The organism is Rhizobacter sp., from assembly GCA_021153565.1.
Taxonomy (GTDB): domain Bacteria; phylum Pseudomonadota; class Gammaproteobacteria; order Burkholderiales; family Burkholderiaceae_C; genus Albitalea.
Window position 1 is genome coordinate 1 of record JAJKJU010000323.1, and the last position, 19,952, is coordinate 19,952.

Genomic DNA, 19,952 nt, shown 5'->3' on the forward strand with positions numbered 1-19,952 from the left:
CTCGGTCGCCCTCATGCAGTTGCGCTTCGCTTCGTTCGTCGTGATCAACTTACGGCGGGACTTGCACCCACAAGAGTGCGCCCATGCTGGGCGCACATGAACAACGCCGCCAAGGCTCACGCCCGGCGGCGTTTTTCATGGGCTCCCACTCCGGGACCCCATATGGGCAAGGATGCCGTCTTGCTGTCCGTCGAACTGCCTGACAAGGGAAACCAAGCAGCATGAACAGATGTGGCGATGCGGCCTGCACCCCGTACACCACCTGTCGTTGCACCACGACAGCGCCGCCGCGCTGCCCCCCTCTCAGGGCAACCGTTCGAGCGCCTGCTGATAGGTCGGGTGATGCATCAGTTCGTCCCAAGGCAGCGGCGCACCCTGAGGGAGCAGCTCGACCCGGCGAGCTTCGCTATGCGGATCGGAGTGCCAACGGCCTTGCTCCAGCGCTTGCTGCAAGCCATCGAGCAGTGCATCGACCGGTTTTCCGCCATCGATCTTCGACTGGTTGCACAAGAGCACGAGGTCGCATCCTGCATTGAGCGCAGCGATACCGCCCTCGACCGGACTGCCCGCCACGCGCGCCCCTTCCATGCTCAGGTCGTCGCAGCAGATTGCGCCTGCGTAGCCAAGCTTTCCGCGCAGGATCTCCTTCAACCACCGCGATGAGAACCCAGCCGGAAGCTTGTCGACTTTGGGGAAAGTAACGTGCGCCGGCATCACGCAGGTGAGCCCGGTAGATAGCCAGTCGTAGGGCTTCGCGTCTTCGGCGAGGATCTGCTTCAGGCTTCGGTCATCGACCGCGCGGTCGACGTGAGAGTCCGCCACCGCGTAGCCATGGGCCGGAAAGTGTTTGCCGCAATTCTGCATGCCCGAGCGCATCAGGCCGAGCATGAGGCTTTGCGCGAGCATGGTGACAACTCGCGCATCGCGATGGAAGGCGCGGTCCCCCACCACTTCGCTGCGTTCGTGATCGAGGTCGACGACAGGCGTGAAGCTCAACTCGACGCCGCATGCGCGCAGTTCGGCGCCAAGCACGTAGCCGGCAGACAACGTTGCATCGATCGCCCGCATCTGGTCCTTCATCCATAACTCACCGAACTTGCGCATCGCAGGCAGATGGGTGAAGCCGTCGGTGCGAAAACGCTGCACGCGACCGCCTTCGTGATCCACGGTGATCAGCAGGTCAGGTCTCAGTGACTTCGCCTCGGCCGTGAGCTCGGTGAGCTGGCGACGGTCGCGCCAGTTGCGCGTGAACAAGATCAGGCCGCCAGTGAGGGGATGCATGATGCGCCGACGATCGTCATCATTAAGTTCGTGGCCGGCGATGTCGAGGATGACGGGGGAGTGATTGCTCATCGGGATTCGATTTTTTCTGTGACGACGAAAGAAGCCGCGTAGTCGGATTCATCGCTCACCGTGACATGCGCGACGAGCCCCTTGGCATCGAACCACGTCGCGAGTTCGCCGTGAAGACGGATGAACGGTTTACCGCGGCGCTCGTTGAGGATCTCGCAAGAGCGCCAGGTCATCGGCATGTGCATGCCGATGCCTATCGACTTGGAGAACGCTTCCTTGGCTGAGAAGCGCGTGGCGAGGTAAGCGGTGCCACGCGCCTCGACCTTTTCGCGGCGTTGGCGAAAAACTTCGATCTCGGTTGGACCAAGCACCTTTTCCGCAAAGCGATCGCCGCGCCGCGCGAGCGTGGCCCCGATGCGCCGGATGTCGCAGATGTCGGTGCCGATGCCGTAGATCATTTGGACGGTCCGAGCGCGGCACGATGGATGCAGCGCAGGTAGTCCTTGATGGTTTCGGTGTAGCCCAGTTCCAGCGCGTCGGCGACGAGCGCGTGGCCGATTGACACCTCTTGCACACCCGGCACTGCAGCGAGGAAATCAGCGAGGTTGTCACGATTCAAGTCATGGCCAGCGTTCACGCCGAGGCCTTCTCGCAATGCGGCTTGTGCCGTCGAGACGAATCCTGCAAGCACCGCCACCTGCTCGGGCGTGCCGTGAGCCCGCGCGTAGGTCTCGGTGTAGAGCTCGACGCGGTCGGCGCCCAACTCGCGCACCGCGCGCATCGCCTCGGGAATCGGATCCATGAAGAGGCTTACACGAACGCCGAGCGAATGGGCTTCGTCGATGAGCGGGCGAAGGCGCGCAGCATCCTGCGGCAAAGTCCATCCGTGGTCGGACGTGGACTGGTTCTTCTCATCGGGCACGAAAGTGCATTGATGGGGTCTCACCTTCCTCACGAAGTCCATGAGGTTGTGGAGAGGGTTGCCCTCGATGTTGTATTCGATTTGCGGCCATTGCTTGAGCAGCTCGGCGAGATCGTGCACATCATGGGCACGAATGTGACGCTCGTCAGGCCGGGGGTGCACTGTGATGCCCTGGGCGCCGGCTTCGAGGCACAGCGTTGCTGCCCGCGTCACGCTCGGAATGCCGAGAGGCCTTGTGTTGCGAAGCAGCGCGACCTTGTTGACGTTGACCGAAAGCTTGGTCACACCGCGTTGTGCATCGAGGCCGGTGGTGAGCAGAGGATTCATCATGTGCTTGGGTCAAAACTAAAGCTCGAGGCTTTGCAGGTCCAGCATCACCTGGCGGGTGCGAAGCACGGGGGATCCGACATGATAGTGAAGCAAACCTCGCAAAATCGTCTTCAGGGGCGATAGCGATGGTGTGCAGGCTTGTTGCAAGGCCGGAAGACTGCCGTGCTCGAGGGCGGCCTCAAGGGCGATCAGCGAGGAGCCGGAGATGGACATGTCGGTCGTGCGTGCCGCGGTTACGCCGGCTTCCGGTAGCAGTGCGTAAGCCGTGTCCGTGCGCACCTCTTCGAGCGTCATGGTCACAAGGCTCAGATCGGGCAGCACGCCGATCCCCTTCAGCAATGCGATCTCGAAGGCGCGCAGCGCTGCCTGCGCCATGGCGTCGTCACCGCACGCCAAGAGGGGCAAAGTGCCCGCATACACGTCGAAAAGCCCAGGGTGCGGGTCGTGCCGCGCCACCAGCTTCATCAGCAACTCGTTGAGGTAGAAGCCGCTGAAGAGCGCCGCACCTGTGAGCATGGCCGCACCGCCGGCCCATTCAGCACTGCGAAGGTTCTGCACCTCCCTCGTCGATTCATCGGCGTGTTCGGCCCCTTCTACGCCGCTCAGGACAGGCTTTGGCACACGTCCCAGCCCGACGTGGATGCGCTGGAACGGCAGGAGCACAGATCGAAGCTGCGAATAAGGCCGCTTTGCGCCTTTCGCGGCCACGGCGAGCCGCCCTCGTTCACGAGTGAATAGATCGAGGATCAGGCTGGTCTCACTCCAGTCGTAGCGATGGAGCACGTAGGCGGTGAGCGGCGCGGCAAGTCGCCGCGTGGTGGCCATGCCAGGGAGCTACTCGTACCCGTAGCTGCGCAGGTGCTCTTCGTTGTCGGCCCAACCCGAACGAACCTTCACCCACAGCTCGAGGAACACTTTCGCGTCCATCAGTGTTTCGAGTTCCTGCCGCGCTTCGCTGCCGATGCGCTTCAGGCGCTCGCCTCCGGCGCCGATGATCATGCCCTTGTGCGCATCGCGCTCGACCACGATGCTGGCAGCGATGCGACGCAGATTGCCCTCTTCCTCGAATTTGTCGATGACGACCGTCGAGGCATAGGGCAGTTCATCGCCAGTCAGGCGAAATAGCTTCTCGCGAATGATCTCGCTCGCAAGGAAACGCTCGCTGCGATCGGTGAGGGTCTCTTCCTCGTAGAACCAGTGCTGCTCGGGAAGGTACGGCTTGAGGATGACCAGCAGACGTTCCATGTCGTTCGCCTTGTGAGCGGACAAGGGCACGAACTCTGCAAACTTGTGTCGCTCCTGCATGCCTTTCAACCAGGGCGCGAGGTCGGATCGGCGCTGCACGGTGTCGAGCTTGTTGGCGATGAGGAACACCGGCTTGCCTTGCAGGCCTTCGTTTTGAAGCAGTGCCAGTACCTTGGCATCGTCGAGGCCGAACCGGCCCGCTTCGACCACGAACAACACCACGTCCACGTCGGCAAGGACACCTTGCACCGTTCGGTTGAGCGTGCGGTTGAGCGCCGCGCCGTGGCGAGTCTGGAATCCTGGTGTATCGACAAACACGAACTGCGCCTCATCGACCGTACGTATTCCCGTGATGCGATGTCGCGTGGTCTGTGCCTTGTTGGAAGTGATACTGACCTTCTGGCCAACAAGCGCATTCAGCAAGGTCGACTTGCCGACATTCGGCCGACCGACGATGGCAACCAGTCCGCAGCGCTGAGACGCTTCTTCATTAGCGCCGGTAGGCGCGTCGTTGCTGGTCATGCCAATCTTTCGCTACAGGAAATCAGGAGCGCAGGGGGGGTGCGCGTCACGAGCGCAGAGGGCTGCCTGGCCGGTCAGTGGCCTTCAAGGTGTCGAGCATTCGACGAGCGGCTTCTTGCTCGGCGAGTCGCCGCGAGCGGCCCTCGCCGGAATAGGTGAGGCTCAGGGCAGGCACTGAACATTCAACCTCGAAAGTCTGCGCATGGGCCTGTCCGCGGGTCGCGCTAATGCGATACGTGGGCACCTGCAACCGGCGCGCTTGCAGCCATTCCTGGAGCTCGGTCTTCGCGTCCTTGCTCCAGCTGCCGATCTCGGTGTTGGAGATGATCTCACCGAACATGCGCTGCACCAGGGTGCGCGCGGCATCGAACCCGCCATCGAGAAAGGCAGCGCCAATGACGGCTTCGACTGCGTCGGCCAGGATGGATACGCGCTGCGCCCCGCCGCCCCGGGCTTCGCCTTCGGACAGGCGCAGCACCTCCGGCATTCCCAACGACAGCGCCACCTTGTGCAGGCTGTCTTCTCGCACCAGGTGGGCCCGAACGCGGGTAAGGTCACCTTCGTCCGACCCGGCGAAACGATCGAAGAGCAGGCTTGAGATGGCGAGGCTCAGAACGGCATCGCCGAGGAATTCGAGGCGTTCGTTGTGATCGACACCGAAGCTTCGGTGCCTGAGTGCGCGCTCGAGCAAGGCTTCTTCACCGAAGCGATATCCGAGACGGGATTGCAGGGCGGCTAGTCGTGAGTCCATCGGTCAGGTCAAAAGCAGTTACTTCGACTTGGAGCTTCCCTGGTATTTGATCAGCAAGAAGACCGGGCTCATGATTTCCACTTCCTTGTTGTAGGCAAAGCGGATCACGACCCTGTCATTTTCCTTTGTGATTTCGAGATCTTTTCCGTTCACGGCAGTAATGTTGTAGTCGATGTCCTTCTGCCTTTCAAAGGCCGCCCGGATTTCTGGCACCGTGGTCAGTCCCTCGGCGGCTATCTTGTTCACGCTCTTCGAGATCGTTGAATACTCGATAACCGTCGGCAAGACACGCATGCCCAGCAACGCAACAAAACCAATGATGATCGCCCAGAACAGCAATCCCAAGAGCGTGATTCCGCCTTGCTTTCGGCTCCCGTGAAGCTCTACTGTCATGCGTGCATGCTCCCTACGTTCACTTGAAGGATCCAATTCGTTTCAGATCGCTGAAATTCATCCACACGAAGAAGGCCTTGCCCACGATGTTCTGGTCCGGGACGAAGCCCCAGAACCGCGAGTCCATGGAGTTGTCGCGGTTGTCGCCCATCATGAAGTAGTGCCCGGGAGGCACCTTGCATGACACCCCTTCGCCACTGTAGCGGCAGTTCTCGCGGAATGGAAAGGTGTCGTTCGGGATATACAACTGCCTGTTTCGATCGACCAGGATGCGATGTTCGACCGTACCCAGCTTTTCCGCGTACTGCTTATCAAAGTGCGGCACCGGATCTTCCTGGAAGAAGTCGGGCAGCGGCTGGGTCGGCTGAATCTCGCCGTTCACGTAAAGCTGCTGGTTGCGGTAGGCGATTTCATCTCCCGGCACCCCGACCACGCGCTTGATGTAGTCAACGCTCGTGTCCTTCGGGTAACGGAACACCATCACGTCCCCACGCTTGGGGTCGTTGTTGGCGACGATTTTCTTGTTGATCACCGGCAATCGCACGCCGTAGTAGTACTTGTTGACAAGAATGAGGTCGCCCACCAGCAGCGTTGGAATCATCGAGCCCGACGGAATCTTGAAAGGCTCAAACAGAAAGGAGCGCAGCAGGAAGACGATCAAGATGACCGGGAAGAGGCCGGCCGTCCAGTCGAGCCACCAGGGCTGGGCGAGCGCCTGCTGGCGGGCTTCGCTGACATCGCCATCCACCTTGGTGATTCCTTGGTGAGCGAGTAGCGTGCGCCGGGCAGTGCCCTCTTCTTCGAGCTTCCGGGCAGAAACCAAGCGGCGCGGCGCGAACACGAAGCGCTCGGCCAGCCAGTAACCGAAGGTTGCCAGCGTGAGAATGAAAAGCAGCAAGGAGAAGTTGCCTGTCAACTTGCCGAGGTACCAGCCCCCGAGGTAGACCACGAGGGCGCCATAGAGCAAACCAGTCAACGAACTCATCAATCGTCCACTTGGAGGATGGCCAGAAACGCTTCTTGCGGCACCTCGACGGAGCCGATTTGCTTCATGCGCTTCTTGCCGGCCTTTTGTTTTTCGAGGAGCTTGCGCTTGCGGGAAATGTCGCCGCCATAGCACTTCGCAAGCACATTCTTACGCAGTGCTTTGATTGTCTCACGCGCGATGATGTTGGCACCAATGGCCGCTTGAATGGCAACGTCGTACATCTGCCGCGAAATCAGCTCGCGCATCTTGGCTACCACCGCGCGGCTGCGGTACTGGCTCTGGCCGCGATGCACGATGATGGACAGCGCATCCACCTTGTCGCCGTTAAGCAGGATGTCGACCTTCACGACATCGGCGGCGCGGTATTCCTTGAACTCGTAGTCCATGGATGCGTAGCCTCGCGACACGCTTTTGAGCTTGTCGAAAAAGTCGAGCACGATCTCGGCGAGTGGCATGTCGTAGGTCAGCATGACCTGTCGGCCGTGGTAGGCCATGTTCAACTGGTTGCCGCGCTTCAAGTTCGCAAGCGTCATCACGGGGCCGACGTATTCCTGCGGCATGTACAGGTGCACCGTGACGATAGGCTCCCGGATCTCATTGATGCGGCCGAGGTCGGGCATCTTCGACGGGTTCTCGACGTGGATCACCTCGCCGTTGCCGAGTTCGACTTCGTAGACCACGCTTGGCGCAGTGGTGATCAAGTCCTGATCGAACTCGCGTTCGAGCCGTTCCTGCACGATCTCCATGTGCAGCAGGCCAAGGAAGCCACAGCGGAATCCGAAGCCAAGCGCCTGGCTGACTTCAGGCTCGTAGCGCAGAGACGAGTCGTTGAGCTTGAGCTTCTCGAGCGCATCGCGAAGCTGGTCATATTCGCTGGCTTCGGTCGGGTACAGGCCCGCGAACACCTGCGGCTGGATTTCCTTGAAACCCGGCAGCGCTTCGGCCGCGGGACCCAGATTGTTCGGCAGCTTCTTCTCGAGAGTGATGGTGTCACCGACCTTGGCCGCCTGCAGTTCCTTGATGCCGGCGATGATGAAGCCCACCTCGCCCGCGTTCAGCGTCTCGCGCGATTCAGACTTTGGCGTGAACACCCCGAGCTGCTCGGCAGGATAGACAGCATCGCTTGCCATCATGCGGATGCGCTCGCCCTTGTTGAGATGGCCGTCGACCACGCGAACGAGCATCACGACACCGACGTAGTTGTCGAACCACGAATCAATGATCATCGCCCGTAGCGGCGCATCGACCTTGCCCTTGGGTGGCGGCATGCGGGTGATGACCGCTTCGAGAATGTCGTCGATACCAACACCGGTCTTCGCGCTGCATGGAATGGCGTTTTCGGCGTCGATGCCTATCACGTCCTCGATCTCCGCCTTGGCGTTCTCCGGATCTGCGTTTGGAAGATCCATCTTGTTGAGGACCGGCACCACTTCCACATGCAGATCGAGCGCGGTATAGCAGTTGGCGACCGTTTGTGCTTCCACGCCCTGGCTCGCATCGACCACCAGCAACGCGCCTTCGCAGGCCGACAAGGAACGGCTCACTTCATATGAGAAGTCGACGTGCCCCGGTGTGTCGATCAGGTTGAGGTTGTAGGTCTCCCCGCTCCTGGCCTTGTACTGAAGTGCCGCCGTCTGCGCCTTGATGGTGATGCCGCGTTCACGCTCGATGTCCATCGAATCGAGCACCTGCGCTTCCATTTCACGGTCGCTCAAGCCGCCGCATCGCTGGATGATGCGATCGGCCAGCGTGCTCTTGCCGTGGTCGATGTGCGCAATGATGGAGAAATTTCGGATGTGATCCATGAACCGCTAACTTGATCTAAGCACGCAACTCGCGTGAGTCGCAACGACGCAGTCGTTGCCCGCGAGAACTCACATCGCATGCGATGTGAAGGTAAGAAGCCCGTCTCAAACAAAAAAGGAGCTAAAAAAAAGGCACGTCAAAAGGAGTGACGCGCCTTCCAACAAAACGTATGGCAACTGCTTGTTGGGCTTTCATTGTAGCCAAAAGCACCCCGCTGAAAACCGCGTCATTGCTTGATTTCTCGTCGTTGCGAGCTGCCAACATCAAGAACCATCCACAAGTTATCAACAAAAGCATGTGGACGGTCTGGGGATATTTTTCGACCCCTGCGCTCGTTGCAAAAACCAGCGGTAAAAGCATTCGCCACCGACGCGATTCTATCGGCCGGCCAATTCAATCCGTTGCTAAATCAGCATGTTTGCACCTACTGACTTTTCGCAATCCAGGAGCGATGGGTCGCATTGCCCTTGCTTCCGGGCGTCGGCGCTTTCACGACATGGAAAGACCCGGTGTTTCGGTCAACTGGTAGAGCCTCGGAACTCTCCGGAGCCCCCGACTCTCAATCAGCGTACCGGTCGAATCACCACGTACGTGACCCATTCTCCTCGCCGCAATAGCACATTTACCGCCTTGGTCTTGTCAATCTTGGCGACCACACCCTCAAATTGCTTGGCGCTCGTGATCTCGACGTTGTCGACCGCAAGGATCACGTCGCCTTCTCGTACATTGGCGCGTGCCGCGGCACCTTCGACCGACTCCACGCGAACGCCACCTTTGACCTTCAACTCGCGGCGTTGCACATCGGTGAGATCGACCACGCCAACACCCAGTGCGCCAATCGCAGCAGGCGACTTGCCCTCGGTGCCGCGGTCACTTGACTTCTTCGCTTGTTCGGATTCGAGCTCAGCCACTGTGATGCTCAGGTCGCGGTAAGCGCCGCGCCGGAAGACCTGCATGGTCGACTTGCTACCAGGTTTGGTTCCACCGACGATCCGCGGCAGATCACCGGCCTTCTCAATGCTGCGGCCATCGAACTTGGTGATGGTGTCCCCAGCCTCGACGCCGGCCTTCTCGGCCGGTCCGCCACCTTCGACGCTGCGAACGAATGCTCCCATTGCCCGGCCCAAGCCAATGGACTCGGCAACCTCCTTCGTCACCTGATCGATCTGAACGCCAATGCGCCCACGAATCACGCGACCGCTCGTACGCAGTTGTTCGGACACCCGCGAGGCTTCGTCGATGGGTATCGCGAACGAGATACCCATGAAACCACCCGAGCGGCTGTAGATCTGCGAGTTGATGCCGACCACCTCGCCGCGCATGTTGATCAGCGGCCCACCCGAATTACCCGGATTGATGGCAACGTCGGTCTGGATGAAGGGCAGAAAGTCGCCTGTATCGCGCGCCTTCGCACTCACGATGCCAGCCGTCACAGTATTTTCGAGCCCGAAGGGAGAGCCGATGGCGATGACCCACTCGCCGACCTTCAGCCGGCTCACATCTCCGACGCGAACCGTGGGCAGACCGGTGGCTTCGATCTTTACGAGTGCCACGTCGGTGCGCTTGTCGGCGCCGATGATCTTCGCCTTGAACTCGCGACGATCGGTAAGCGTCACGATGACTTCGTCCGCCCCGTCGACCACATGTGCATTCGTCATCACGTAGCCGTCGGCGTTCAGAATGAAGCCCGAACCGACGCCGCGCTGCTGCGGCTCTGCATCGGGCTGAGGCTGTCCGCGTCGCGGCTGCGGCTGCTGCGGAATGGGCACCCCAAATCGACGGAAGAACTCGAGCAGGTCTTCGTCCATTTCAGGTCCACCAGCACCGCCGCGACCGGCACGTGCCCGCTCGGTGGTACGAATGTTGACCACCGCGGGCCCTACCTTCTCGACCAGTTCGGTGAAGTCGGGTAGGCCGCCTTGGGCGTGCACTGGTTGCGTCGCGAGAGATCCGCCCACGACCAGGCCCACAACCAGCGCGCTCGACAGCACGGCACGGTTCACGGATGAGAAAAACGATTTCGGAATTTGCAGTTGCATGCGATAAGCCTCACCAGGAACACCACATCACCGAGCCCGCGAACGCGACCTCGCCGCCCAAACGGCAACGATGATGAACTCGGGGATTAGGGCATGGCCCAAAACAATTTCCCGTTCTGGGCCATGACCTTATTTCTTTCGCTCCAGAGCGTTAGCGAACGCCTTCAACGTCGCCGCAGGCACATCACCCACCAATGTGATCCACCAGTCGCCCTGACGTCGCATCAAGGTCTGAGTGGCCCCCATCGTGGTCAGCATGGATCTGGTGTGACGCTCGGAACTGAAGGGCTCAATGAAGACCGATACGTAGGTCAATCCGTCAGAGAAGATGGTTTGCAAGGCCTGCTGCCCGTCCGGCGAGGGCTCGTCCTGCGCAACTTCGAGGGGACGCTTGATGCAGCTCACCTGCCTGAAGCCCGGCACGTTCTGGCGCAGTGTCCAGCCTTCGGCTTCGAGCTTGGTCGGCACGAACGCAGGCTTGAGAATCTTGTAGCCTTCGAGCCTCTTCATCGGTCGCAACACAGCATCGGGCTGCGAGCGCACATCGATCGCCACATCAGAAAACGCGGAGGTTTCAAGGACCTCGCCGCGCTCGCCCAGCACGTCGGCGCGAAGCAGCAAGCCAGACACCTTTTCCGACCATAGCCGATAGCCGAAGCGGAATGGATCGCGCGGCTGCAACATCAGCACGCTCGCTTCATGCCCTGCCACGCGCTCGAAACCTTGCGTGCGCACTTCGTAGAAGTCGGCGATACGGTCATCGCCGACCTGGAGGAGCGCGGGAAAGGAATTCAGAAGGTCACGCTGCTCGACCAGCGCGACATGGGCTTTTGGCCACAGCGTGTGTACGACGTCGTTATGGCGGAACACGTGGCGGGTCTGCCCGTCAAGCGAATCGATGCGCTCGAATTGGTTGCTGCCTTCGCAGAAGTGGGCAATGCGTGCACTTGACACGGCACCACCCGCGCTAACCACAAAAGTACCTTGAAAGTTGCGATGGCTCGCCGCGTCGTGAATTCGCATCAGCCAAGAGCGCACCTCCTGCGGTTCAACGGGCGATTGAGACTGCGCGGTCGCGATGGGCAAAAACGAACACAAGGCGCCGACCATCGTCAGCGCGAGCAGAGGTCGGTGCAGCATTGGGTTCAGTGATTGGGTGCTTCGGCGGCCGCGTTTCGCAAGAAGCCCGACGGCACGCCCAGCGCCGAAGTACCGGCGAACTGCTGGTGGGCGGTGAGGTAGCGGTCGACACGCGTATCGCGAATCATCTTGCCGGTGAGGACGACGGTTTGGGGTTCGAGGGAGGCGTCCGCCGCGGTCAAAGTCGGGACGTTCGCGACCTGTGCAGTCGATGTGCCGCCAAAGCCGATGCGGGCGAACAAGGACTCTGCGGAGCCTCCACCCGCGGGCAATGGCGAGCGGGTGACGAGCAACGCGCCCGTCACGAGGACAAAGCCTGCAGCGACGGTCGACGGGGCAATCCAGGACCAGCGCGAACTGCGGGTGCCGTTGGCCACGAGGGGTGCGGCATGTGGCTGGGTGGCGGGATCGACCGGCACTTCCAACAATGGTTTGGGCGCCAGCACCACCGGTTCGACGGCGAGACGCGAGCGAAGAGCAGCCAGGAAGGCGATGTCGCGAGATGGCGATGAGGACAAGTCTTCGGATCGAAGGACGTCGCCGATGAGCTGGTATGTATGCCAGGAGGCCCGCGCGTCAGCATCGTCGCGCCAGGCGGTGCAGGCTCGCGCAGCCTCGATTGAATCGAGTTCGCCGTCAACCAGGGCAGACAGTTTTTCCAGTGCCGACGGGTCGGCCTCAGATCCGATTGACATGTCGTTCTCCAAATCCAAACGTCTGGCCTATCACCGAGTTCGCCACTTTACTCACCAGCGTTCACCTTCCCGCGTGTCCAGCAACGGCCGCAAACGAGTCGCAATGGCTTCCCGGGCACGAAAGATACGAGAACGCACTGTTCCAATCGGGCAATTCATCAACTCGGCGATCTCTTCATAGCTCAGTCCTTCGATCTCTCGCAGCGTGATCGCTTGTCGCAAATCGTCTGACAAAGCTTCGATGGCGGCGTTCACGGTGTTGGCAATTTCCTTGCTCGCCAACAACGCTTCCGGTGTTTCGCCGTGGCTTAGTTCGTTTTCAGTACGGTAAGTTTCATCGTCCTCGTCGCGGGAGGCACGGGCTGATTCAGTGATCAGCGGATCGCGCTTGAGTTCCACCAGCGTCTTTTTCGCGGTGTTGACTGCAATACGGTACAGCCAGGTATAGAAGGCACTCTCGCCTCTGAACTGGGGGATCGCCCGGTAGGCGCGGATGAAGGTTTCCTGGGCGATGTCTGGAATGAGGTCCACGTCTCGAACCATGCGGCCGATGAGCCTCTCAATGCGTCGTTGATATTTCACGACCAGCATCTCGAAAGCGTTGACGTCACCACGCTTGACGCGTTCAATCAGCGGTGCGTCGGCGTCAGGGACGTTCATTCTTTTGATTTCGGGGGCAGTGCTCTGTGCGGACACTGTCATCGCCTTGGGCGGAACGCGCGGAATATACCGCACAGCGCATTGCATGCCACGCAGACTCAATGCCATGGCGCTGGACAGGAATCCAGAGGTTTCGGCGACCGCTGGGTGCAAGATCGTGCTCGAAGCGTAGCAACATCCAGACGCCCAGATCGAGGCTGACTTCCAGGTGTCCGGGCCACGGCTCTTCGCCCACAGACGAAGCCGGACCAAGATTCCACCGCTGGGTGTCCCAGCGAAGGCTGATAGCTTGGCGGCGCATAAGCGTCGCGCCGGCGAGAACAATGACGATAGACGCGGCCGAGGAGATGGCACGAACGCCCACAGAGGTCGATCCACCTTCGGCCAATGCAAACGCGACCAACGAGCCCACCGAAGCAAGAAGCAGGACGGCAATCGCACATCGCCAGACGCCGAAACGCCGGATGGTGATCTGGAATGCCGGGGACGCGCGCATTCGGCGCAGGACGTGGCTGCTAATCAGGCGCGCTTGAACACCAGCGTGCCGTTGGTACCGCCAAAGCCGAAGTTGTTCTTCACGGCCACATCGATCTTCATCTCTCGGGCCGTGTTGGCGCAATAGTCAAGATCGCACTCGGGATCTTGATTGAAGATGTTGATCGTAGGCGGCGACACCTGGTTGTGAAGCGCAAGCACCGTGAACACGGACTCGATGCCGCCGGCGCCTCCCAACAGATGGCCGGTCATTGACTTGGTCGAGTTCACGACCAGCTTCCGGGCGTGGTCTCTGAAGGCGAGCTTGACTGCGTTCGATTCGTTCAAGTCACCGAGCGGCGTGGACGTGCCGTGGGCGTTAAGGTACTGCACTTGGTCTGCGTTAATACCTGCGTTACGCAGCGCAGCCTTCATCGATCGCTTCGGACCATCGACGTTGGGGGCAGTCATGTGGAAGGCATCAGCACCCATGCCGAAACCCGCCAGCTCTGCGTAGATCTTGGCGCCGCGCTTCTTGGCGTACTCGTACTCCTCGAGCACCAGCACGCCGCCGCCCTCGCCGAGCACGAAGCCGTCGCGGTCTTTGTCCCAGGGCCGGGACGCAGTGGTCGGGTCTTCATTGCGGGTGGAAAGCGCACGCGCCGCGGCAAAGCCGCCGATGCCCAGCGGTGACACCGTTGATTCGGCGCCGCCGGCCACCATCACGTCGGCGTCGCCGTATTCGATCAGCCGCCCTGCTTCGCCGATGCAATGCAGGCCGGTGGTGCAAGCCGTGACGATCGCGAGGTTCGGCCCTTGGAAGCCGTACTTGATCGACACATGGCCTGAGATCATGTTGATGATCGAGGCCGGCACGAAGAACGGAGACACGCGACGCGGACCGCGAGCCTCCAGTTCAGCGTGGGTTTCTTCGATCAGCGGCAAGCCGCCGATTCCAGAGCCGACCAGACAGCCAATGCGTTCGGCCTGTTCTTCGCTAAGCGCGTCGTTGGTAGGCAGGCCTGCATCGCGCACGGCCTGAATCGACGCCGCCAATCCGTAGTGGATGAAGGTATCCATGTGCCGGGCTTCTTTCGCCGGGAAATAATCCTCGACGTTGAAGCCCTTCACCTCGCCTGCGAACTTGCAAGCGAAGTTCGACGCATCGAACTTGGTGATGTTGGCAATGCCTGAGCGGCCAGCCAGCAGGTTGGACCAGCCTTCTTGCACTGTGTTGCCTACAGGGCTGATGAGCCCCAGGCCGGTGATGACGACGCGACGACGGGTCATGCGATCAACCTTAGATCTCAGGCCTTCTGATGCTTGACGGCGTAATCGATCGCCAACTGGACGGTGGTGATCTTTTCAGCCTCTTCGTCGGGAATCTCGATGCCGAATTCGTCTTCGAGGGCCATCACCAGTTCCACCGTGTCAAGCGAATCAGCGCCGAGGTCGGCTACGAAAGCCTTTTCATTCGTCACATCGGACTCGGGCACGCCAAGTTGTTCGGCAATGATCTTCTTGACACGGGATTCGATATCGCTCATGACTCCTCCAGGAGTGTTTACAGAAACAGCCCGGGATTCTAAGGGGTGTGGGATGCCTCATCTAAGACACCTCACAACTCCATCCGGCCAGGCGGGTCCGGGGTAATTTATTCGAGCTTCAGCTCATGAACATGCCGCCGTTGATGTGCAGCTCGGTTCCGGTGATGTAGCCGGCTTGCGGGGAAGCCAGAAAAGCCACGGCATCAGCGACTTCGGCGGGCGCCCCCAGGCGCCTAAGCGGGATCTGTGCAAGGAGCGCCTTCTTCTGGGATTCGGGCAGGCTGTCGGTCATGTCTGTGGCGATGAAGCCCGGCGCCACGCAGTTGACGGTGATGCCGCGGCTGCCGAGTTCACGTGCGAGTGCACGAGTCATGCCGGCGACACCCGCCTTGGCGGCGGCGTAGTTGGCCTGCCCCGGGTTTCCGCTGGCACCCACGACCGAAGTAATGTTGATGATGCGGCCGTAGCGCTGCTTCATCATCGTGCGCATCACGCCTTGGCTCATGCGAAACACCGCCTTGAGGTTGGTGTCGACGACAGCGTCCCAGTCGTCGTCCTTCATGCGCATTGCAAGAGTGTCGCGAGTAATGCCGGCGTTGTTGACGAGGATGTGTATCCCGCCGAATTCCTTGACGATCGCATCAATGGCGGCAGCGAGCGCGAGTGCATCGTTCACGTCGAGCTCGATGCCACGGCCGCCTTGGGGCGCAAGCGCCTCGGTGATTGCCTGCGCGCCAGATTCACTCGTCGCCGTACCAATCACCTTGACGCCGCGATCAGCCAACTTGGTAGCGATGGCTTGACCGATGCCACGAGACGCGCCGGTCACGAGGGCGATCTGGCCTGCGTATTGGACGTCGCTCATTGCCGCCCCCCATCCAGCAAGGCCTTGGCTTCGGCAAGGCTCGCCGGATCGAAAATCGTCGTCGTGACGGCCTCGGGGTCGATGCGCTTGACCATACCGGCCAGCACCTTGCCTGGACCGCATTCGATGACATGCGCGATGCCTCGGGCTCGAATAGCCTGAACAACCTCGACCCAGCGCACTGGCCCAAAGGCCTGGCGGTAGAGCGCGTCGCGGATCGCAGCGACTTCGACCTCGGCTTTCACGTCAATGTTGTTAATGACCGTGATTTTCGGTGGCGCAATGCCGACGCCGGCCAGTCGGTCTTTGAGATGCTCGGCCGCTGGCCTCATCAAGCTGGAGTGGAATGGCGCCGACACCGGCAAAGGCAAGGCTCGCTTGGCACCCTTGGTCTTCAAGACCTCGCACCCCTTTTCCACGCCCGCCTTGGAGCCGGCGATCACTGTCTGCTTTATGTCGTTGAAATTCACCGCCTCAACCACTTCGCCGGTCGCCACAGTCACTTCAGCGCAACCTGCGCGAACGGCCTCCGCGTCCATGCCGAGAATGGCGGCCATTGCTCCGGCGCCCACGGGCACGGCCTCCTGCATGGCTCGGGCACGGAAGCGGACGAGGGGCAGCGCGTCAGCCAAGGTCAGCGCGCCGGCGGCCACCAAGGCGGTGTACTCACCGAGAGAATGGCCAGCCACGACAGCGGGCACGAGGCTCGTCTCGGCAAGCCATGCGCGATAGCAGGCGATGCCCGCCGTCAGCATCACCGGCTGCGTGTTGGTCGTGAGGTCAAGTTGATTCTGCGGGCCGTTTTTGATCAGGCGCCCTATGTCTTCGCCCAGTGCCTCAGAAGCTTCGGCCAGGGTCTGGCGCACGGCGGCGTTATCGCCCCAGGCATCGAGCATGCCTACGGACTGCGAGCCCTGGCCGGGAAATACGAATGCGAACGAAGTCATCGCTTGTCTCTTGTTTTCTGTCGCGATTAGAGGTCGAGCAATACCGCGCCCCAGGTGAAGCCGCCTCCCACACCTTCGAGGAGCACCGTGTCACCTTGCTTGATCTTGCCTTTGCGTACCGCATCGTCGAGCGCCAACGGAATGGATGCGGCCGAAGTGTTGCCGTGTTCGTCAACGGTGACAATCACCTTGCCCATCGGCAACTTCAACTTCTTGGCCGTGCTTTGCATGATGCGGATGTTGGCCTGGTGCGGGATCAGCCAGTCGATGTCTGCATCAGTGCGGTCAGCCTTGGCAAGCACCGAGCGCGCCACATCTTCGAGCACGCCCACAGCAAGCTTGAAAACCGCCTGGCCATCCATTTTCAAGAGCGGATCACCGACGACCTTGCCGCCCGACACGCTGCCGGGCACGCAGAGAATGCCGACATGGCGACCGTCAGCGTGCAACTCGCTGGCGAGAATGCCGGGCTTCCCGCTCGCCTCGAGCACGACCGCGCCAGCACCATCACCGAAGAGCACGCAGGTGGTCCGGTCCTTGAAATCGAGGATGCGGGAGAAGACTTCGGCACCGATGACGAGCGCCTTGCTCGCCGAGCCCGTGCGTATCATCGAGTCAGCCACCGACAGCGCGTAGACGAACCCTGAACAGACTGCCTGCACGTCGAAGGCCGGGCAGCCCTGCACCTCCAGCTTTTGTTGAACGAGGCAAGCAACGGACGGGAAGACCATGTCCGGCGTGGACGTTGCGACGATGATGAGGTCAATGCTCGACGCTTCGAGTTTGGCGGCTTCCAGGGCACGCTTGGCAGCCTCGAGCGCCAAGTCGCTGGCTGCAACATCGGCCGCGGCAAAGTGGCGGGCGCGGATGCCGGTGCGTTCGACGATCCATTCGTCGGACGTTTCAATACCGTCAGCAGCGAGCCTGTCGGCGAGGTCTTGATTGGTGAGGCGGTTCGGCGGCAGGAAGCTGCCGGTGCCAGTGATACGCGAATAGCGAGCGGACATGTGATTCATGCAGTAGGCGCAGCCGCGGGCACGACGGACTGCTCTTCGTTGACCCCGGGCATGGCCGCAAGAGTGTCGAGGATACGATCATGCACCCGCTCGAGCAGGCCGTGGCGGGCGGCATCATAAGCCCGGTTCATTGCTTGCTCAAAAGCGAATGCGTCGGACGACCCATGGGCCTTGAAGACCAGCCCACGAAGACCGAGGAGTGCGCCTCCGCTGTAGCGGCGATGATCGAGCCGGCCAGCGAGCCGATTCAGCACCGGCTTGGCCACCAGACCAGCCAGCATCGTGAGCGGAGTGCGCTTGAATTCTTGCTTCAGGAAGTGGGCAATCAGCGAGGCGAGACCTTCGGAGGTCTTGAGCGCGACATTGCCCACGAACCCGTCACAAACGACGATGTCGACCTCGCCCTTGAAAATGTCGTTGCCTTCGACGTTGCCGCAGAAGTTCATGTGGCCGGCGGCACCGACGGCACGCAGCAGTTCACCGGCGCGCTTGATGGCTTCGTTGCCCTTGATCTCTTCTTCTCCGATGTTGAGCAGACCGACGCTCGGGTTCTCCTTGCCATCCACGGCCGACGCGAGCGCACTGCCCATGACCGCGAACTGGAGGAGATGCTCTGCAGTGCAGTCGACATTGGCGCCGAGATCGAGCACCGTGGTGTAGTTGCCGAGCTTGTTCGGCATGACAGCTGCGATGGCCGGGCGATCGATGCCTTCAAGCGTCTTCAGCAGATAACGCGACACCGCCATCAGCGCGCCTGTGTTGCCAGCGGAGACGCAGGCCTGCGCGACGGCATTGCCGTCTGCGCCTGGCTTGGCCAGGCTGACGGCGACCCGCATCGACGAGTCCTTCTTGCGCCGGAGCGCGACCTCGATCGGATCGTCCATCTCGACCACTTCCGTGGCTGCGACGATCGTGCAGCGCGGCCAGGCGGCGGCGGGCGCGAGCGCATCGGCTCGACCAACGAGGATGACTTCGGCTGCCGGGTGGGCATCCAAAAAGGCCTGGCAGGCAGGCAAGGTGACGGAGGGCCCATGATCGCCCCCCATGCAGTCGATAGCGAGGCGAACTTGGTGCAGGTCTGGCGAAACGGAAAAGGATGAGCTCATGTCAGGCGATGATGCGCCACACAGCCCCAGAGATGCGTACGCGCATCAAATGGAACGCCCGGCACTGCTGGCGCAGGCCGGGCGATGATGCAGCATCTGGCAGACGGCGTAACGCGCACGCGAAGAATCGCGGCCGGCTTTCGCGCTGCAGATCAGGCGTCGGCCTTGGTCTTCAGGACCTTGCGGCCACGGTAGAAGCCCGTCGGGCTGATGTGGTGACGCAGATGCGTCTCGCCAGTGGTCGGCTCGACAGCTGTGCCGGGCAAGGCAACAGCATTGTGCGCGCGGTGCATGCCACGCTTCGAGGGCGACTTCTTGTTCTGTTGAACGGCCATGGGATTCTCCTTGAGCTTCGGCGGTATGCAACTCAGCAAGATGCTGCTGCGAAATGCTTGGGCGCCGAATGGCATTCGGCAAGGCTGGTCGCAGACATTCAAGAAATGTGACAGCCGAAAAGCCGGCAATTCTAGCATCAAGCAAAGTGTCTTTCACCCGAATATGTCCAGGCTAATTGGGCGTGCTGCCGCGTTTGAGCGCCGCCAGTGCCGCGAACGGATTGGGCGCCGACCCTTCCACCACCTCGTCGTCGCCAGGGGACATCGGCAGCGGGTCGGGGCACACCTCATGACGAGGCACAAGCGGCAGGGCAAGCAGCAGTTCATCTTCGACCAGTTCGCACAGATTGAGTGAACGGGTCATGGCAAGCACATCGTCTTCGGTGTCAGCGTCGAGCTGCGCGGCCAGATCTTCATTCGCGACGAAATGGAAACTGCGCTGCGCGTTGAGCGGCGTTTCCACGGGGCCGAGGCAACGTTGGCACACCAGCGAGACACAAGCCTTCGCCTGCACGTGTAGCCACACCTCAGGCACGCTTGCGCGCCTCGGTCGGCTTTCGCCTTGGGCACTCCACTGAACCAGGTGGGCATCGGTCGGTCGAGCCTCCGAGTGAGTCGCGTCGGAAAGACGTTCCAACAAGGTCACAGGCCACTCTCCGTCGAGTGAACCGCCATCCTTGGCGAAGGCTTCGACATCGAGACGTGTCGGGTCGACTGGGCGCAGTTTCATGCCGCCAAGTGTACGGTTGACCTCAGAGGCTGAGAGTATTTCGAGCGTGTCCGAGCAGCACGTCAAAAGGCGCCTGATCTAGGCGCAAAGCTCTGCCTTAGCTCTGCCTTAGCTCTGCCTTAGCTCTGCCTTAGCTCTGCCTTAGCTC

Annotated in this window: 22 protein-coding genes; 1 reads left to right on the top strand and 21 read right to left on the bottom strand. The window is 61.0% G+C overall.

What is annotated here, in order from left to right; all coding sequences use genetic code 11:
- Window positions 1-303: 303 nt before the first annotated feature.
- From nagZ to lepA, 9 genes are read right to left on the bottom strand one after another with little or no spacing between them, the layout of a single operon-like run.
- Window positions 304-1,353, bottom strand: a complete 1,050-nt coding sequence (nagZ, locus tag AC30NL_RS20060) for a beta-N-acetylhexosaminidase (RefSeq protein ID WP_489465751.1) — start codon at window positions 1,351-1,353, stop codon at window positions 304-306.
- Entirely contained in the window at window positions 1,350-1,751 is a 402-nt protein-coding gene (gene acpS / locus AC30NL_RS20065; protein ID WP_489465752.1) for a holo-ACP synthase, read from the bottom strand. Before acpS ends, nagZ begins: the two co-directional genes overlap by 4 nt.
- Entirely contained in the window at window positions 1,748-2,542 is a 795-nt protein-coding gene (locus tag AC30NL_RS20070; protein WP_489465753.1) for a pyridoxine 5'-phosphate synthase, read from the bottom strand. Before AC30NL_RS20070 ends, acpS begins: the two co-directional genes overlap by 4 nt.
- Before the next feature lie 18 nt (window positions 2,543-2,560).
- Entirely contained in the window at window positions 2,561-3,370 is an 810-nt protein-coding gene (gene recO, locus AC30NL_RS20075) for a DNA repair protein RecO (RefSeq protein WP_489465754.1), read from the bottom strand.
- Window positions 3,371-3,379: 9 nt separating this feature from the next.
- Window positions 3,380-4,312: a GTPase Era gene (gene era / locus AC30NL_RS20080; RefSeq protein ID WP_489465755.1), complete on the bottom strand. Its 933-nt coding sequence runs from the start codon at window positions 4,310-4,312 to the stop codon at window positions 3,380-3,382.
- Window positions 4,313-4,358: 46 nt separating this feature from the next.
- Window positions 4,359-5,063 (bottom strand): ribonuclease III, encoded by a 705-nt coding sequence (gene rnc / locus AC30NL_RS20085; RefSeq protein ID WP_489465756.1) that lies wholly within the window; start codon window positions 5,061-5,063, stop codon window positions 4,359-4,361.
- An 18-nt stretch (window positions 5,064-5,081) separates the two neighbouring features.
- Window positions 5,082-5,456: a DUF4845 domain-containing protein gene (locus AC30NL_RS20090; protein WP_489465757.1), complete on the bottom strand. Its 375-nt coding sequence runs from the start codon at window positions 5,454-5,456 to the stop codon at window positions 5,082-5,084.
- A gap of 19 nt (window positions 5,457-5,475) precedes the next feature.
- Window positions 5,476-6,441 (bottom strand): signal peptidase I, encoded by a 966-nt coding sequence (gene lepB / locus AC30NL_RS20095; RefSeq protein ID WP_489465758.1) that lies wholly within the window; start codon window positions 6,439-6,441, stop codon window positions 5,476-5,478.
- Complete coding sequence (gene lepA / locus AC30NL_RS20100) at window positions 6,441-8,249, bottom strand: translation elongation factor 4 (RefSeq protein WP_489465759.1); 1,809 nt, start codon at window positions 8,247-8,249, stop codon at window positions 6,441-6,443. Before lepA ends, lepB begins: the two co-directional genes overlap by 1 nt.
- 170 nt (window positions 8,250-8,419) lie before the next feature.
- Between lepA and AC30NL_RS20105 the strand changes: the two genes are divergently transcribed.
- Entirely contained in the window at window positions 8,420-8,779 is a 360-nt protein-coding gene (locus tag AC30NL_RS20105) for a hypothetical protein (RefSeq protein WP_489465760.1), read from the top strand.
- Window positions 8,780-8,813: 34 nt separating this feature from the next.
- On the opposite strand, the gene AC30NL_RS20110 is transcribed toward AC30NL_RS20105, so the two are convergent.
- The 12 genes from AC30NL_RS20110 to AC30NL_RS20165 all read right to left on the bottom strand — a co-directional run bounded on the left by AC30NL_RS20110 (window position 8,814) and on the right by AC30NL_RS20165 (window position 19,804).
- The gene (locus tag AC30NL_RS20110) at window positions 8,814-10,289 is read right to left on the bottom strand and encodes a DegQ family serine endoprotease (RefSeq protein WP_489465761.1); all 1,476 of its coding nucleotides are present in this window, start codon (window positions 10,287-10,289) and stop codon (window positions 8,814-8,816) included.
- Window positions 10,290-10,418: 129 nt separating this feature from the next.
- A complete protein-coding gene (locus tag AC30NL_RS20115) occupies window positions 10,419-11,429 on the bottom strand; it encodes a MucB/RseB C-terminal domain-containing protein (protein WP_489465762.1) in 1,011 nt (336 codons plus the stop codon).
- 5 nt (window positions 11,430-11,434) lie between these two features.
- Complete coding sequence (locus tag AC30NL_RS20120; protein WP_489465763.1) at window positions 11,435-12,124, bottom strand: sigma-E factor negative regulatory protein; 690 nt, start codon at window positions 12,122-12,124, stop codon at window positions 11,435-11,437.
- Window positions 12,125-12,175: 51 nt separating this feature from the next.
- Complete coding sequence (gene rpoE, locus AC30NL_RS20125) at window positions 12,176-12,784, bottom strand: RNA polymerase sigma factor RpoE (RefSeq protein ID WP_489465771.1); 609 nt, start codon at window positions 12,782-12,784, stop codon at window positions 12,176-12,178.
- Between the two features lie 519 nt (window positions 12,785-13,303).
- Window positions 13,304-14,548: a beta-ketoacyl-ACP synthase II gene (gene fabF / locus AC30NL_RS20130; protein WP_489465764.1), complete on the bottom strand. Its 1,245-nt coding sequence runs from the start codon at window positions 14,546-14,548 to the stop codon at window positions 13,304-13,306.
- 17 nt (window positions 14,549-14,565) lie between these two features.
- A complete protein-coding gene (gene acpP / locus AC30NL_RS20135) occupies window positions 14,566-14,805 on the bottom strand; it encodes an acyl carrier protein (RefSeq protein ID WP_124543584.1) in 240 nt (79 codons plus the stop codon).
- 118 nt (window positions 14,806-14,923) lie between these two features.
- Window positions 14,924-15,670: a 3-oxoacyl-ACP reductase FabG gene (gene fabG, locus AC30NL_RS20140; protein WP_489465765.1), complete on the bottom strand. Its 747-nt coding sequence runs from the start codon at window positions 15,668-15,670 to the stop codon at window positions 14,924-14,926.
- Window positions 15,667-16,617 (bottom strand): ACP S-malonyltransferase, encoded by a 951-nt coding sequence (fabD, locus tag AC30NL_RS20145; RefSeq protein ID WP_489465766.1) that lies wholly within the window; start codon window positions 16,615-16,617, stop codon window positions 15,667-15,669. Before fabD ends, fabG begins: the two co-directional genes overlap by 4 nt.
- 26 nt (window positions 16,618-16,643) lie before the next feature.
- Window positions 16,644-17,624 carry a beta-ketoacyl-ACP synthase III gene (locus AC30NL_RS20150; protein ID WP_489465767.1) on the bottom strand — a complete coding sequence of 327 codons (981 nt, stop codon included), beginning with the start codon at window positions 17,622-17,624 and terminating at the stop codon, window positions 16,644-16,646.
- 5 nt (window positions 17,625-17,629) lie between these two features.
- Window positions 17,630-18,739: a phosphate acyltransferase PlsX gene (gene plsX / locus AC30NL_RS20155; RefSeq protein WP_489465768.1), complete on the bottom strand. Its 1,110-nt coding sequence runs from the start codon at window positions 18,737-18,739 to the stop codon at window positions 17,630-17,632.
- A gap of 152 nt (window positions 18,740-18,891) precedes the next feature.
- Window positions 18,892-19,074, bottom strand: coding sequence for a 50S ribosomal protein L32 (gene rpmF, locus AC30NL_RS20160; protein ID WP_489465769.1), 183 nt, complete (start codon window positions 19,072-19,074; stop codon window positions 18,892-18,894).
- A gap of 172 nt (window positions 19,075-19,246) precedes the next feature.
- Entirely contained in the window at window positions 19,247-19,804 is a 558-nt protein-coding gene (locus AC30NL_RS20165; protein WP_489465770.1) for a YceD family protein, read from the bottom strand.
- Window positions 19,805-19,952: the final 148 nt, after the last annotated feature.

Coding starts and splice junctions, on each gene's coding strand:
- nagZ (WP_489465751.1), bottom strand. CDS start 1,353: ATGAGCAATCACTCCCCCGTCATCCTCGACATCGCCGGCCACGAACTT.
- acpS (WP_489465752.1), bottom strand. CDS start 1,751: ATGATCTACGGCATCGGCACCGACATCTGCGACATCCGGCGCATCGGG.
- AC30NL_RS20070 (WP_489465753.1), bottom strand. CDS start 2,542: ATGAATCCTCTGCTCACCACCGGCCTCGATGCACAACGCGGTGTGACC.
- recO (WP_489465754.1), bottom strand. CDS start 3,370: ATGGCCACCACGCGGCGACTTGCCGCGCCGCTCACCGCCTACGTGCTC.
- era (WP_489465755.1), bottom strand. CDS start 4,312: ATGACCAGCAACGACGCGCCTACCGGCGCTAATGAAGAAGCGTCTCAG.
- rnc (WP_489465756.1), bottom strand. CDS start 5,063: ATGGACTCACGACTAGCCGCCCTGCAATCCCGTCTCGGATATCGCTTC.
- AC30NL_RS20090 (WP_489465757.1), bottom strand. CDS start 5,456: ATGACAGTAGAGCTTCACGGGAGCCGAAAGCAAGGCGGAATCACGCTC.
- lepB (WP_489465758.1), bottom strand. CDS start 6,441: ATGAGTTCGTTGACTGGTTTGCTCTATGGCGCCCTCGTGGTCTACCTC.
- lepA (WP_489465759.1), bottom strand. CDS start 8,249: ATGGATCACATCCGAAATTTCTCCATCATTGCGCACATCGACCACGGC.
- AC30NL_RS20105 (WP_489465760.1), top strand. CDS start 8,420: ATGGCAACTGCTTGTTGGGCTTTCATTGTAGCCAAAAGCACCCCGCTG.
- AC30NL_RS20110 (WP_489465761.1), bottom strand. CDS start 10,289: ATGCAACTGCAAATTCCGAAATCGTTTTTCTCATCCGTGAACCGTGCC.
- AC30NL_RS20115 (WP_489465762.1), bottom strand. CDS start 11,429: ATGCTGCACCGACCTCTGCTCGCGCTGACGATGGTCGGCGCCTTGTGT.
- AC30NL_RS20120 (WP_489465763.1), bottom strand. CDS start 12,124: ATGTCAATCGGATCTGAGGCCGACCCGTCGGCACTGGAAAAACTGTCT.
- rpoE (WP_489465771.1), bottom strand. CDS start 12,784: ATGAACGTCCCTGACGCCGACGCACCGCTGATTGAACGCGTCAAGCGT.
- fabF (WP_489465764.1), bottom strand. CDS start 14,548: ATGACCCGTCGTCGCGTCGTCATCACCGGCCTGGGGCTCATCAGCCCT.
- acpP (WP_124543584.1), bottom strand. CDS start 14,805: ATGAGCGATATCGAATCCCGTGTCAAGAAGATCATTGCCGAACAACTT.
- fabG (WP_489465765.1), bottom strand. CDS start 15,670: ATGAGCGACGTCCAATACGCAGGCCAGATCGCCCTCGTGACCGGCGCG.
- fabD (WP_489465766.1), bottom strand. CDS start 16,617: ATGACTTCGTTCGCATTCGTATTTCCCGGCCAGGGCTCGCAGTCCGTA.
- AC30NL_RS20150 (WP_489465767.1), bottom strand. CDS start 17,624: ATGTCCGCTCGCTATTCGCGTATCACTGGCACCGGCAGCTTCCTGCCG.
- plsX (WP_489465768.1), bottom strand. CDS start 18,739: ATGAGCTCATCCTTTTCCGTTTCGCCAGACCTGCACCAAGTTCGCCTC.
- rpmF (WP_489465769.1), bottom strand. CDS start 19,074: ATGGCCGTTCAACAGAACAAGAAGTCGCCCTCGAAGCGTGGCATGCAC.
- AC30NL_RS20165 (WP_489465770.1), bottom strand. CDS start 19,804: ATGAAACTGCGCCCAGTCGACCCGACACGTCTCGATGTCGAAGCCTTC.